We start from the raw sequence: 12,940 nt of genomic DNA, 5'->3' as shown, positions 1-12,940 counted from the left end.
CGAAGGCCCGATTCTTTTCGGCGGAAGAAAGACGATGAGCGAGAAATTTGCCGCCTTCGCGGACATGGCGCCCGAGCGGGTGGTGCAGGTCGAAGAACTGAGCGTCGAGTTCAGAGGTCCGGAACGCACCGTCGAGGCAGTCAAGCATCTGTCGTTTCATGTCGATCGTGGCGAGACCCTGGCGATCGTCGGCGAATCGGGCTCGGGCAAATCGGTCACGTCGCTCGCGTTGATGCGGCTCGTCGAATACGGCGGCGGCCGTATCGCCGGTGGCCGTCTAGGGTTTCGCCGGCGGGGCGGGCAGACCGTCGACATCGCGCAGTGCTCGGGGCAACAGCTGCGCACGATGCGCGGCGCCGATCTGGCGATGATCTTCCAGGAGCCGATGACCTCGCTCAATCCGGTGTTTCCGGTGGGCGAGCAGATCGCCGAATCGATCCGCCTGCACCAAGGGCTCGGCGCCGGAGCAGCGCGCACACAAGCGCTGCGCATGCTCGATCAGGTGCGCATCCCCGACGCGCGAAACGTGCTTGGACGCTATCCGCATCAACTGTCGGGCGGCATGCGCCAACGCGTGATGATCGCGATGGCGCTCGCTTGCAAACCGGCGCTTCTGATTGCGGACGAGCCCACTACGGCGCTGGACGTGACGGTGCAGGCACAGATCCTTCAATTGATTCGCGAACTGCAGCGCGAGATGCAGATGGGCGTAATGTTCATCACGCACGACATGGGCGTGGTGGCCGAAGTCGCCGACCGCGTGCTCGTGATGCTGCGCGGCGAGGCGGTCGAGACGGGCGCGTCGCAGCAAATCTTCGACGCACCTTCTCACCTCTATACGCGTGCGCTGCTCGCGGCGGTGCCACGGCTCGGATCGATGCGCGGCACCGACTTACCGGCGCGCTTTCCTCTGCTCGCAGGCACGGACGTAGCGCCAATGGCGCCGACGCCGCCGACCGCTTGGAATGCGCCCGATGCTGCGCCGCATGAGCGCGGGCCGATCCTGAGCGTGCGCGAGTTGACCACGCGCTTCGATATCCGCACCGGGCTCCTGAGCCGCGTCACGCGTCGCGTGCATGCGGTGGAAAAGATCAGCTTCGATCTGCATCGCGGCGAGACACTGGCGCTAGTGGGCGAATCGGGCTGCGGCAAATCGACGACTGGCCGCTCGCTACTGCAACTCGTCAAGACCCAGAGCGGTCGTATCACGTTCGACGGTCAGGACATCAGCCGCTTGCATGGCGACGCGCTGCGCGGCCTGCGCCGCCATATCCAGTTCGTGTTCCAAGATCCGTTGGCCTCTCTCGACCCGAGGCTGACGGTCGGCTACTCGATCATGGAGCCGATGCGCATCCATCGCGTCTACCCGGCGGGCGAGGCCGAAGCGCGTATGCGTTATCTGCTCGAGCGAGTGGGCTTGCCCGCCGATGCGGCGCAGCGCTATCCACACGAGTTTTCGGGCGGCCAGCGTCAGCGTATCTGCATCGCGCGGGCGCTCGCCACCCACCCGAAGGTCGTGATCGCCGACGAATCGGTATCGGCGCTCGACGTATCCATTCAAGCGCAGATCGTGAACTTGCTGATCGACCTTCAGCGCGAGATGGGCATGGCGCTGCTGTTCATTTCGCACGACATGGCCGTCGTGGAGCGCATCAGCCACCGAGTGGCGGTCATGTATCTCGGCCAGATCGTCGAGATCGGCTCGCGCCGCGATATTTTCGAGAATCCCCAGCACCCCTATACCAAGCGGTTGATGGCGGCAGTGCCGGTCGCGGACCCGCAGCGGCGTCATCTCGACCGGAAGCTGTCGTCGGGCGAAATTCCGAGCCCTATCCGCGACGTCGGCGACGAGCCCGTCGTTGCACCGCTGAAGCAGATCGGCAAGGACCACTACGTCGCGCAGCACGCCATTGCCGCGCAATTTTGATGCACCCACCCGCAACGAGGAGTAGAACCATGCGAACGTTTCGCGCCAAACAATGGATCGGGGCCATCGCGCTGGCCTTCGGGGTTTTCACCGCGCCGTTGGCGATGGCCGCGAAGGACGTGACCGTCGCGGTGCCGATCTCGCTCGATTCGCTGGATCCGTACAACACGAATTCGACGCTTGCGCAGGCGGTCGGCAAGTCGTACTACGAGGGGCTGTTCGGGTTCGACAAGAACCTCAAAGTCCAGCCGCTGCTGGCGGAAAGCTACACGGCGAGTCAGGACGGTCTGACCTATACCTTCAAGCTACGTCAGGGTGTGAAGTTCCAGGATGGGACGGACTTCGATGCGGAGGCGGTCAAGGTCAATCTCGACCGCGTGCTCGACAAGAGCAACGGGCTTGCGCGCTACAACCAGTTCAACCGCATCAAGTCGGTGACCGTGGTGGACCCGCATACGGTCAAGATCGAACTCAACGAGCCGTTCTCTGCCCTCATCAATGCGCTTGCACATCCGTCCGCGATGATGATTTCGCCGACCGCGCTCAAGAAGTGGGGCAAAGACATTGCGTTGCACCCCGTCGGCACCGGTCCGTTCGAATTCGTCGAATGGAAGCCGGCCGAGTCCCTGAAAGTGAAGAAGTTCGACGGCTATTGGCGTAAAGGCTATCCGAAGATCGATACGCTGACTTTCCGCACCGTGACCGACAACAATACCCGCGCGGCGGTCGTGCAGACGGGCGAGGCGCAGTTTGCGTATCCGGTGCCGTACGAGCAAGCGGGCCTGCTGAAGGCGAACCCGAAGCTCGACTTGATTGCGACGCCGTCGATCACGACACGCTATATATCGATGAACACGCTGCAAAAGCCGTTCGACGATGTGCGGGTGCGCGAAGCCGTCAACTACGCGATCAACAAGGATGCGCTGGCGAAGGTCGCGTTCGCCGGCTACGCGTTCCCGGCGCAGGGCGTGGTGCCGCAGGGTGTGGCGTTCGCGGACAAGATGTCGCCGTGGCCGTACGATCCCGCGAAGGCGCGCGCACTCCTGAAAGAGGCGGGGTATCCGACGGGTTTCTCCACCTCGCTGTGGTCGGGCTATAACGACGGCACGTCGGCGAAGGTCGTGCAGTTTCTGCAGCAGCAACTGGCGCAGGTCGGCATCAAGACCTCGATCGAAATGCTCGAGTCCGGGCAGCGCGTGCAGCGAGTCCAGACCGTGAAGGATCCGAAAACCACGGCGGTGCGCATGTACTACGGTGGCTGGTCGGCTTCGACGGGCGAGGCCGACTGGGCGCTGCGTCCGTTGCTGACCACCAACGCTTGGCCGCCCGTGTTCTACAACACCGCGTATTACTCGAACAAAGACGTGGATAAGGACGTTTCCGATGCGTTGCTGATCACCGATGCCACGAAGCGGCAGCAGCTCTATACGGACGCACAGCAACGTGTCTGGAAGGACGCGCCGTGGGCGTTCCTCACCACGGATCGCAATCTGTCGGTCGAGAACAAGAGCCTGACCGGTTTCTACGTGATGCCTGATGGTTCGTTCAACTTCAGCGACGTCGATCTGACGCAATAAGCGGATCGCGCATGCGATAGCGGAGCGCGGGCGGGAGGACCTGCTCGTGCTCGTCAACACGGACTTGCCATGTTTGTCTATATCGTCAAGCGGCTTCTCGGCGCTCTCCCGACCCTGGCGTTCGTCGCGGTCGCCGTGTTCCTGTTCGTGCACGTGCTGCCTGGCGACCCGGCTCGCCTAGCGGCCGGCCCCGAGGCGGACGAAGCGACCGTCGCACTCGTGCGCCATCAGCTTGGTCTGGACTTGCCGATGCCCGAACAGTTCGTGCGCTACTTCGATCACGCACTGCACGGCGATCTGGGGCAGTCGCTTCGTACTAAGCGCCCGGTCTCGCGCGAGATCGCCGACCGCTTCATGCCCACTTTCATCCTGACGCTGACCAGCATGGTGTGGTCCGTCGTATTCGGGCTCGTCGTCGGCGTCGTATCAGCCGTCTGGCGCAATCGCGCGCCGGACGCTATCGGCATGACGCTCGCGGTCTCGGGCATCTCGTTCCCGGCGTTCGCGCTCGGCATGGTGCTGATGCAGATCTTTTCGGTTCAGCTCGGCTGGCTGCCGTCGATCGGCGCCGGATCATGGCGGCACTACATTCTGCCGTCGATCACGCTCGGCGCCGGCGTGGCCGCTGTCATGGCGCGCTTCACGCGCGCCGCGTTCGTCGAGGTGATGCAGGAAGACTATGTGCGCACGGCGCGGGCCAAAGGCCTGTCCGAGTGGTTCGTGGTCGTCAAGCACACGTTCCGCAACGCGTTGATTCCGGTGGTGACGATGATGGGCCTGCAGTTCGGCTTTCTGCTGGGCGGCTCGATCGTGGTGGAAGCCGTGTTCGCGTGGCCGGGTATGGGCAGCCTGCTGGTCGATTCGGTGAACATGCGCGACTACCCGGTGATCCAGGGGCTGATTCTGCTGTTCTCCGTCGAGTTCATCGCGATCAACATCGTCGTCGACGTGCTGTACGGATTGATCAATCCGACCATCCATTATCAGTAAGAGCAAGGGGAGCCGCCATGAATCGAATCGAAGCCCCCGCGTTGCGCGTCAACACCGCGCCGGCGGGCCGTGTGCGTACGCCGGCGCGCGAGTTCTGGCGCAAGTTTCGCAAGCAGAAGCTGGCGATGTGGGCCGGCGTGTTCGTGCTGCTGCTGGTGCTCTGCGCGATCGTCGCGCCGTGGATCGTGCCATTCGATCCGGAAAGCTTCTTCGACTACGACGCGCTGAACGCCGGCCCGTCGTGGCAGCACTGGATGGGCGTGGATGCGCTCGGGCGCGACGAGTTCAGCCGCATCCTGATGGGCTCGCGCATCTCGATGGCCGCGGGCTTCGTATCCGTGGCGCTGGGCGCGTTCGTCGGCACGGTCATGGGATTGCTGGCGGGATACTACGAAGGCTGGTGGGACCGCATCGCGATGCGGATATCGGACGTGCTGCTCGCGTTTCCCGGCATTCTGCTCGCGATCGGCGTGGTCGCGGTTCTGGGCTCGAGTATGGTCAATGTGATCATCGCGGTCGCGGTATTCAGCGTGCCGGCGTTCGCGCGGCTAGTGCGCGCGAGCACGCTGTCGATCAAGCACATGCTTTACATCGAGGCGATGCGCAGCATCGGTGCATCGGACTGGGTGATTCTGGTCCGGCACATCCTACCCGCCACGATCTCGCCGATCGTGGTATACGGGACGATGCGCATCGGTACCTCGATCATCACGGCGGCGAGCTTGTCGTTCCTCGGCATGGGTGCGCAGCCGCCGACGCCGGAGTGGGGCGCGATGCTCAACGATGCGCGCTCGGATATGATGCTGGCGCCGCACGTGGCGATCTTCCCCGCAGTGGCGATCTTTCTAACCGTGCTGGCCTTCAATCTGCTTGGCGACGGCCTGCGCGACGCGCTCGACCCCAAACTCGACCGGTGACGCGCACCGGTATCCGCCATTCAATCCAAGGTATCGAATGCTTGTACAGCAACCCGGTGTGACCGGCGCAGCCGCCTCCGAAGCTAGTCCGCGGATCGGGGTTCTGCCGTCTGGGCCGAACGATCTCATCAGCGATGTCATGGGCGTGACGGTCGGCCATTCGACGCTCGACGACGGCGACGTCCAGACGGGCGTCACCGTCGTCATGCCCCATGACGGCGACACGTTTCTACGAAAGGCGCCGGCGGCCGCAGCGGTCATCAACGGCTTCGGCAAAAGCATCGGCCTCGTGCAACTGCAAGAATTGGGTGTGCTCGAAACGCCGATTGCTCTCACGAATACGTTTTCCGTCGGGGCGATTGCAGCGTCGCAGATACGCGCGGCGGTGAGCCGCCATCCGGAGATCGGCCGGGAATGGCCGACGGTCAACCCGCTCGTGTTCGAGTGCAACGACGGCTATCTGAATGACATCCAGGCGATGGCGGTGTCGGCCGAGCACTATGCGAAGGCTTGCCGCGAGGCGACGGTCGAGTTCGCTCAAGGCTCGGTAGGAGCGGGGCGAGGGATGTCGATGTTCGGCTTCAAGGGCGGCATTGGCTCTGCCTCGCGCGTCGCCACTTTGCCGGACGGACAATGCTATGTCCTGGGCGCGTTGGTGCTGGCCAACTTCGGTCGCATCGAGAACCTCACGGTGGCCGGGCAGCCGCTCGGGCGCCGCATCGTCGCGCAGGGGTTCAATGCGGATACCGAACGGGCCGAGCCGGAGAAAGGCTCGATCATCATGATCATCGCGACCGATGCGCCGCTCGATGTCCGGCAACTCGGGCGCGTGGCGAAGCGCTCGGCGGCCGGACTCGCTCGCACGGGTTCGGTGTATGGCCACGGCAGCGGCGACCTCGCGCTCGCGTTCAGCTCGGCGTGGCAGGTTCCGCATCTCGCGAGCGAGCCAATGCCCGCCGTGCGGATGGTGCACGAATCGATGCTGGACCCGCTGTTCGACGCATGCGCGGAAGCTGTCGAGCAGGCCATCGTCCATGCGCTGTGGCGCGCTACGACCGTGACCGGGCGAGACGGCCATCGGCGCCAAGCGCTAGCGGACGCGGTGCCGAACTGGCGCAAGCTACTCGCGCTTGCGCCTTCAAGCGAGCAATCATCGTGAAGATTCTGATCTCCACCGACATCGAGGGCGTGGCCGGTGTCACCCACGCCGAGCAAACGCGCAGCGGCAACCCCGAGTACGAGCGGGCGAGAGCTTGGATGACCGACGAGGCGAACGCGGCGATCCGCGGCGCATTCGCTGGGGGCGCGACCGAGGTCCTCGTCAACGATTCGCACGGCGGTTTTCGCAATCTGTTGCTGGACCGCCTCGACGCACGCGCGCAGAGCATCACCGGCAAGCCGCGCTACCTGGGCATGATGGCAGGCGTTGAGCAGGATTGCGATGCGGTCTGTCTGATCGGCTATCACGCACGATCGCAAACCACCGGCGTGCTTGCCCATACGATTAATAGCTTTGCGTTCAGAAGTGTGCGCGTGAACGGTGCCGAATTGGGGGAGGCGGGTCTATACGGTGCGCTCGCAGGTGAGTTCGGCGTGCCGGTGGCGTTGTTCTCCGGCGACGATGTCTTTCTGGCCGAAACGGCGCCGATCTTTTCCGGTGCAATTGGCGTGGAAACGAAGCGTGCATACGGCAACGCTGTGTGCACGAGCCTCGCGCCGTCGCTCGCGTGCGCGCTGATCGAAGAGGCGGCAAGAACCGCGGTGTCCAACGTAGGGGACTTGCAGCCGTTCACGATTGCCGGGCCGTTGGAATGCGAGTTGACGACGCAGACGCCGGGACAAGCGGATTTGTTTTGCCAGTGGCCGGAGACGCGGCGGGTGGACGGCAGCACGCTGCGCTTTGGCGCAGACAGTATGCAGTCGGTGGTGCGGGTGCTCAACTGTTTTTCCGCCATGTCGTTCATGCTGCGCTGAGATCGCGATCTCGCTTGGTGCGAGCAAAAGCGACAGCCACTCGCAGGCGCAATCGAGTACGGCCGTGGGCAGTAGCGCCCGGCGCTTCAGACAACAGCACCGAACAACGCGCCGACGCCAGAGGACACGCCCATTGCCAGAGCGCTCCAGAACACGACGCGGATGACACCGGGGCCAACTTTGGCGCCGCCCGCTTTAGCGGCCAGACCACCTAGCGCGGCTAGCGAAACGAGAGCAGAGACGACTATGGCCGGAAGCAACACCGATTCGGGCGCAAGCGCAGCAACGACGGCCGGCAACGTGGCGCCAACCGCAAAGCTGGACGCCGAAGCCAGCGCGGCTTGAAGAGGTCGGGCAGACGTCACCTCGGAAATGCCCAGCTCGTCACGGGCATGCGCACCTAGTGCGTCGTGCGCCATCAGCTTTTCGGCAACCTGCTTGGCAAGCGACACATCCAGGCCCCGACGCACGTAGATCGCAGTCAATTCCCGACGTTCGCGCGGGAAGTCGGCATTGAGTTCGGCCTGCTCCTGGACGAGCGAGGCCTTTTCGGTATCCGCCTGCGAGGAAACCGAAACATACTCCCCGGTCGCCATTGACATCGCACCAGCCACCAGGCCGGCCACGGCCGTGAGCACGACGCTTCCATGAGGCGTTTGCGCAGAGGCCACGCCGGCGACGAGGCTCGCCGTCGAGACAATGCCATCATTGGCGCCCAATACAGCGGCACGCAACCAGTTCATGGAACCGAGACGATGCCGTTCGAGATGGCGCAGCAGCATAGTGCCTCCGTAGGATGCCAGCGAGTTCAAGCTGCAGTATCGTTCAACCGAAGCAACCCGTGCCATTCTTCAAGGGACGCGTCGCGTGCTGGCCGCTGCGCCACTTTCGACCTGCATCGCGCTATTAGGTCGTCGCGGTTGTTCGCAAGAAATGTGTGAATGACGGTGCCGCCTGCACCGGTGCATACCAGGTACTGAACTTATAGTATGTGGTGCGTCGCGTCACGTTGCACAACACGGTCTGCTTCACCGGGGCGCGGCCCGGTGCAGCGGGCCGCGCGGACAAGCCTCATATAGACATCCACATAGTGCTGCGCCATCGATTGAGCGCTGAAACGGCTGGAGAAATGCTTGCGGATGATCGGGCGCGAGAGCGCATCGAGTCGTGTCAGAGCATCGACGGCCCCCGCAACATCGTCGACGACATAGCCCGTTACCCCGTGCTCGATCACTTCGGGAACCGAGCCGCGGTTGAACGCAATCACCGGCGTGCCGCACGCCAGTGCCTCTATCATCACAAGGCCAAACGGCTCCGGCCAATCGATCGGGAACAACAACGCCTTGGCGCCTGACAGAAATGCGCACTTCTGTGCTTCGTCGATCTCACCGATGAATTCGACATGCGGCTTCGACAGCAGCGGCTGGATCACGTTTGTGAAGTACGCCTGGTCAGCTTTGTCCACTTTGGCGGCAACTTTTAGCGGTAGACCGGCGAGCGCTGCGATTTCGATGGCTAGATCCGGGCGCTTCTCCGGGCAGATGCGACCGAGGAATGCGAGATAGCCTGGCTGCGGTTCGGGCTGCGGCGTCAGCAGACTGTCGGGTAAGCCGTGATAGATCGTGGCGAGCCAGTTTGCCTGCGGTAATGGCAGGCGTTGTGCATTCGAAATGGACACGAGCGGCGCATGGGGGAAAGCATCGAACACCGGTTTCAGCTCCGGTAGATCGAGGCGCCCGTGGAGCGTCGACAGAAACGGCACACCTGGCTCGGAAAAGAACGGGAAAGGCAGGTAGCTCAGATGGAAGTGCAACACGTCGAACTCGTGAGCGACGCGGCGCACCTTTTCAAGCAACAGCAGATGCGGGGCGAAAGTGTCGCTGATGGTTGGGTCCAGGCGCAACGCGCGGGGCCATGCCGGCTCGAGGTGCGCGGTCGTCTTCGAGTCGCCGCTGGCGAAGAGAGTGACCTCATGGCCGAGCGCTACGAGGGCGTCCGTGAGGTACGACACGACGCGTTCCGTTCCACCATAGAGTTTGGGCGGAACGGCTTCATAGAGGGGAGCGATCTGTGCGATACGCATCGACGAAGCTTTCCTTCTCGCGCCACGCGAGCGCATTCGGCGCGAACAGTGGGGGCAGGACCGCCGACAGTATTGGGCAGATGTTTCACCGCATTCGTTGCGCGATCGTCTCGCCCTGGCGCTTCGCATGCATTCGTGCGCCGCACTGAAGACCCTCCCTCGAGGATGCCCATCTTCTTGGTACGCTCCCCGGTCGTCTTCAACCAGCATCCCGGATGCCCGGGACGCTGTCCGACCAATTACCCGTCACTTGAGCCGCATCGCGGCGTGGCTCGACGACCTCGACGCGCTTACAACCTCCCGAGCAGAAGCAGGACGACGACTATGACGAGGATGACACCGAGAATGCCGCTCGGTCCGTAACCCCATCCCCTGCTGTGTGGCCAAGTCGGGATCACTCCGATGAGCAGCAGCACTAAAACGATCAGAAGAATTGTTCCCAGCGACATGTTGTTTCTCCTTGATTGGCCCGATGCCGGAATGCCACATGAACGAAGCGTCTCTACGAGCCATTTTCACCGACGGGAGGCGGCAGGTATGTTGCCGAACACCCCATATATATTTTTGTAGTGCGCTCAAAAAGGGGGCTGTTTGATCTAAGGCAATGCACGCACCTGGTACGGTCAATGACAGGATGGGGACGCTGCGGTCGGGCGACCGGCGAAAGTGCCGATTCGCCCGGCAGGTCCTTACGGGCACAACTTTGACGTGTGTCAATAACGAACGAGGCCTGTAGCCAATACTTTGATGGCTACGTTCATGAACTGAACGAGGTTCCCATGAGATTTGAGCTGGCGATTCCCGCTGCGACAGTCGCACTCGCAGTCGCACTCGCGCTGCCCACTGGTACCTTGCATGCGCAAGGAACTGCGCAGTCAATTACGGCGAGCCGGACCGACGTGGTTCAGTTGGCTTCCGGCTATCGAGCGTCGAAGATGCTGGGTGCCCCTGTGTACGACGACAACAAGCACAAGCTCGGCACGATAGACGATTTAATCGTCAGTCCGAAAGACAGCGTCACCTATGCAATTCTGTCGATCGGCGGATTTGCCGGCATCGGAAAACATCTCGTCGCGATGCCGTTCAGCAATCTAAAAGTCGTCGACGAGCAGGTTCAACTGAGAGGGTTGACTAGTGACTCGCTGAAGGCGATGCCCGAATTCAGGTATGCGACACCGTGATGCGCAGAGCAACCATGCGGCATGACGTGCTGCCGACAATGTTCGTGGCGTGCACGTTGATTGTCGCTTCCCTCATGGGCGAGAAGAAGCATGCCATCTCAGTCGACCCTTAAACCAGGCGCATGCCATCGAAACGTGCGTGCATGCCAGTACGAGACGTGCTCGAATCGAGCGCGTTAATTGGCCCGTATGACGGCGGGCGATTGCAGGCGAAGCGCTCGGCGATCTGGCCCGCAGTCGTGCCAGATCGGCACGCGCGTCGCACCGTCAAGGATGGCCGGCGAGGCTCGCCGGCATATCGCGAAATGCACACAGGAGTTGATCATGACACCCGTTTCTCCCATCTATGAACCGTCGAGCGATGGTGGTGGCGCCCGAATCATCGGTCATGCCACCAGCAGTGGCGGACCCGGCCCGGATTTCATGTTGGCCGACACGCTGATCGGTGACAAGGTGCTTTCGTCTGACGGCAAGGGTATTGGAAAGATCGACGACATCATGCTGGACGTACGCAGCGGTCGGATCGCGTATGCCGTGCTGTCTTGCGGGGGTTTTCTTGGGATGGGCGACAAGCTTTTGGCCGTGCCCTGGGGTGCACTCACTCTGGACACCGACGAGAAATGTTTCCGGCTCGACGCGACGGAAGAGCGGATCAAGAGCGCATCCGGATTCGACAAGGACCATTGGCCCACGATGGCCGACTCGCAATGGAGCCATGTGGCTGATCAGCACACGCCACCGCTGCAAGGGTGAGTCAAAGAAGCCGAGTTGGTTTCCGGCATTGTCGTCCCAGCGTGGGCGCGGAAAGCGGCGAGCGGCGGTTGTTTCTCAAATCCTGCCGATCGCGGCGTGCATCAGGTCGTGCGATTGGCAGTTGCATATGGAGCGTTCATCATGAACAAGGATCAAGTCAAGGGTGCTGCAACGCAGGTCAAGGGCAAGATCAACGAGGTGGTTGGCCACGCGACGGGCGACAAGAAGCAGGAGGTCAAGGGCGATCTCCAGCAGGCAGTCGGCGGAGCGCAAAAGAAACTCGGCGACGTCAAGGAAGCCATCAAGGGGCAGACGAAAAAGTCGCGTTGACCGCTGCCAGATAAGACAGAGCGATGCCGAGACAGCGGCATCCGCGCGGAGCGCGATCACCACTGTCTGGCGCGACGCCGGCGTGCGAGCCACGACCACCCACCCCCGGGCAGATGTCCAAGCGACGCTGACGAACGAAGCATGACGCGATCGATCAGCACTATCCGTCTGCCGTCAGGAGTCGGAGCATGTTCATGCATGCATCTGTCGCAGGCCTAGCGAGCCGCCGGCTATGCAAGGCGGCGCTCATGGCGTCGGTGCTGGTGGCGTTTTGCTTGCCATGCCCGGGCGTGCTGGCCAGCAGCGCGGACGATGCGGCCAACCTGCGCGAGGCGTACCAGAAGTTAATGCCCCGGCTTGAGCACAATCAGTTTGAGCGTCCGTTGTATCTGGATTCGGAGGAATCACCGTCCACGCTCAAGGGGGAAGTCTACGCGGTGATGGCCTACCCATTCGCGACCTTAAACGAGGTGTTCGACGACCCAACGCAAGGCTCGAAGAACTGGTGCGACGTCATGATTCTGCACCCCAATATCAAGTATTGTCGTGCTACCAGCGGTGAGGACCGCAATACGCTGCTCGTCAACGTCAGCAAGAAGGAAGTTGCCGAAGAACTCGGCACGACATACGTGGTGCAATTCGAATACGACGCAGCGACCACCGGCCCGGGATACTTGCAGGTGAAACTCCGTGCGGACCGCGGACCATTGGGCACCCGGGATTATCAGATCGTTGTGGAAGCGGTGGAGCTTGGGGGCGGCCGTACGTTCGTGCATCTGACGTATGCCTACAGCTACGGCGCGATCGGGCGTCTCGCGATGAAGGCCTATTTGGCCGCCTTTGCTCATGGCAAGGTTGGCTTCACCGAGATTGCCGATCCGTCGGCTGCCAAGCCCGAATATATCGGCGGCATGCGCGGCCTCATGGAGCGCAATACGATGCGTTACTACCTGGCGGTCGATGCCTATCTCGGCGCGTTGTCTGCGCCGCCCGACAAGCAATTGGCCCAACGCTTGACCAACTGGTTCGACGCCAACGAACGATATCCACGGCAACTGCACGAATTGGATCGACGAGAGTACATGCAGATGAAGTTCGACGAATACCAGCGCCAGCAGACAGAGCAGGCGCTCGGGAGATAGGGTGCGCCCTTAGCCGAGCAGGTCGTCGATGACGTGCGTTCGATTTTTTGCATCGAACAATCTCGC

General features: G+C 62.4%; 13 protein-coding genes. 10 read left to right on the top strand and 3 right to left on the bottom strand.

All coding sequences use genetic code 11. The features are described 5' to 3' along the window. Window positions 1-34 precede the first annotated feature (34 nt). The 6 genes from QQS38_RS20980 to QQS38_RS20955 all read left to right on the top strand — a co-directional run bounded on the left by QQS38_RS20980 (window position 35) and on the right by QQS38_RS20955 (window position 7,385). Window positions 35-1,927: a dipeptide ABC transporter ATP-binding protein gene (locus QQS38_RS20980; RefSeq protein WP_479647281.1), complete on the top strand. Its 1,893-nt coding sequence runs from the start codon at window positions 35-37 to the stop codon at window positions 1,925-1,927. Between the two features lie 29 nt (window positions 1,928-1,956). Continuing rightward, window positions 1,957-3,504, top strand: a complete 1,548-nt coding sequence (gene gsiB, locus QQS38_RS20975) for a glutathione ABC transporter substrate-binding protein GsiB (RefSeq protein ID WP_479647280.1) — start codon at window positions 1,957-1,959, stop codon at window positions 3,502-3,504. Between the two features lie 69 nt (window positions 3,505-3,573). After that, the gene (gsiC, locus tag QQS38_RS20970) at window positions 3,574-4,494 is read left to right on the top strand and encodes a glutathione ABC transporter permease GsiC (protein ID WP_479647279.1); all 921 of its coding nucleotides are present in this window, start codon (window positions 3,574-3,576) and stop codon (window positions 4,492-4,494) included. A gap of 17 nt (window positions 4,495-4,511) precedes the next feature. Then, window positions 4,512-5,411 (top strand): glutathione ABC transporter permease GsiD, encoded by a 900-nt coding sequence (gene gsiD, locus QQS38_RS20965; RefSeq protein WP_479647278.1) that lies wholly within the window; start codon window positions 4,512-4,514, stop codon window positions 5,409-5,411. A gap of 37 nt (window positions 5,412-5,448) precedes the next feature. After that, window positions 5,449-6,570, top strand: coding sequence for a DmpA family aminopeptidase (locus tag QQS38_RS20960; RefSeq protein WP_479647277.1), 1,122 nt, complete (start codon window positions 5,449-5,451; stop codon window positions 6,568-6,570). Next, a complete protein-coding gene (locus tag QQS38_RS20955) occupies window positions 6,567-7,385 on the top strand; it encodes a M55 family metallopeptidase (protein ID WP_479647276.1) in 819 nt (272 codons plus the stop codon). The genes QQS38_RS20960 and QQS38_RS20955 overlap by 4 nt, the downstream gene beginning before the upstream one ends. A gap of 86 nt (window positions 7,386-7,471) precedes the next feature. Here the strand turns inward: QQS38_RS20955 and QQS38_RS20950 are convergent, their stop codons facing one another. The 3 genes from QQS38_RS20950 to QQS38_RS20940 all read right to left on the bottom strand — a co-directional run bounded on the left by QQS38_RS20950 (window position 7,472) and on the right by QQS38_RS20940 (window position 9,917). After that, entirely contained in the window at window positions 7,472-8,167 is a 696-nt protein-coding gene (locus QQS38_RS20950; protein ID WP_479647275.1) for a VIT1/CCC1 transporter family protein, read from the bottom strand. A 200-nt stretch (window positions 8,168-8,367) separates the two neighbouring features. Beyond that, window positions 8,368-9,468, bottom strand: coding sequence for a glycosyltransferase family 4 protein (locus tag QQS38_RS20945; RefSeq protein WP_479647274.1), 1,101 nt, complete (start codon window positions 9,466-9,468; stop codon window positions 8,368-8,370). Between the two features lie 290 nt (window positions 9,469-9,758). Continuing rightward, complete coding sequence (locus QQS38_RS20940; RefSeq protein ID WP_479647273.1) at window positions 9,759-9,917, bottom strand: DUF3309 family protein; 159 nt, start codon at window positions 9,915-9,917, stop codon at window positions 9,759-9,761. A gap of 330 nt (window positions 9,918-10,247) precedes the next feature. Here QQS38_RS20940 and QQS38_RS20935 point away from each other — a divergent pair, with 330 nt between their 5' ends. The 4 genes from QQS38_RS20935 to QQS38_RS20920 all read left to right on the top strand — a co-directional run bounded on the left by QQS38_RS20935 (window position 10,248) and on the right by QQS38_RS20920 (window position 12,874). Continuing rightward, window positions 10,248-10,649, top strand: a complete 402-nt coding sequence (locus tag QQS38_RS20935) for a PRC-barrel domain-containing protein (RefSeq protein WP_479647272.1) — start codon at window positions 10,248-10,250, stop codon at window positions 10,647-10,649. Window positions 10,650-10,973: 324 nt separating this feature from the next. Next, entirely contained in the window at window positions 10,974-11,402 is a 429-nt protein-coding gene (locus QQS38_RS20930) for a PRC-barrel domain-containing protein (RefSeq protein WP_479647271.1), read from the top strand. Between the two features lie 141 nt (window positions 11,403-11,543). After that, window positions 11,544-11,732 carry a CsbD family protein gene (locus QQS38_RS20925; protein ID WP_479647270.1) on the top strand — a complete coding sequence of 63 codons (189 nt, stop codon included), beginning with the start codon at window positions 11,544-11,546 and terminating at the stop codon, window positions 11,730-11,732. 194 nt (window positions 11,733-11,926) lie between these two features. Then, window positions 11,927-12,874 carry a hypothetical protein gene (locus QQS38_RS20920; RefSeq protein ID WP_479647321.1) on the top strand — a complete coding sequence of 316 codons (948 nt, stop codon included), beginning with the start codon at window positions 11,927-11,929 and terminating at the stop codon, window positions 12,872-12,874. The last annotated feature ends 66 nt before the right edge of the window (window positions 12,875-12,940 follow it).

Source organism: Trinickia sp. Z7 (genome assembly GCF_056498045.1).
Note: the sequence above shows the minus strand (reverse complement) of the source record. Positions and strands in the feature narration are given on the sequence as shown.

Coding starts and splice junctions, on each gene's coding strand:
- QQS38_RS20960 (WP_479647277.1), top strand. CDS start 5,449: ATGCTTGTACAGCAACCCGGTGTGACCGGCGCAGCCGCCTCCGAAGCT.
- QQS38_RS20930 (WP_479647271.1), top strand. CDS start 10,974: ATGACACCCGTTTCTCCCATCTATGAACCGTCGAGCGATGGTGGTGGC.
- gsiD (WP_479647278.1), top strand. CDS start 4,512: ATGAATCGAATCGAAGCCCCCGCGTTGCGCGTCAACACCGCGCCGGCG.
- QQS38_RS20925 (WP_479647270.1), top strand. CDS start 11,544: ATGAACAAGGATCAAGTCAAGGGTGCTGCAACGCAGGTCAAGGGCAAG.
- gsiC (WP_479647279.1), top strand. CDS start 3,574: ATGTTTGTCTATATCGTCAAGCGGCTTCTCGGCGCTCTCCCGACCCTG.
- QQS38_RS20980 (WP_479647281.1), top strand. CDS start 35: ATGAGCGAGAAATTTGCCGCCTTCGCGGACATGGCGCCCGAGCGGGTG.
- QQS38_RS20945 (WP_479647274.1), bottom strand. CDS start 9,468: ATGCGTATCGCACAGATCGCTCCCCTCTATGAAGCCGTTCCGCCCAAA.
- QQS38_RS20940 (WP_479647273.1), bottom strand. CDS start 9,917: ATGTCGCTGGGAACAATTCTTCTGATCGTTTTAGTGCTGCTGCTCATC.
- QQS38_RS20950 (WP_479647275.1), bottom strand. CDS start 8,167: ATGCTGCTGCGCCATCTCGAACGGCATCGTCTCGGTTCCATGAACTGG.
- gsiB (WP_479647280.1), top strand. CDS start 1,957: ATGCGAACGTTTCGCGCCAAACAATGGATCGGGGCCATCGCGCTGGCC.
- QQS38_RS20935 (WP_479647272.1), top strand. CDS start 10,248: ATGAGATTTGAGCTGGCGATTCCCGCTGCGACAGTCGCACTCGCAGTC.
- QQS38_RS20920 (WP_479647321.1), top strand. CDS start 11,927: ATGCATGCATCTGTCGCAGGCCTAGCGAGCCGCCGGCTATGCAAGGCG.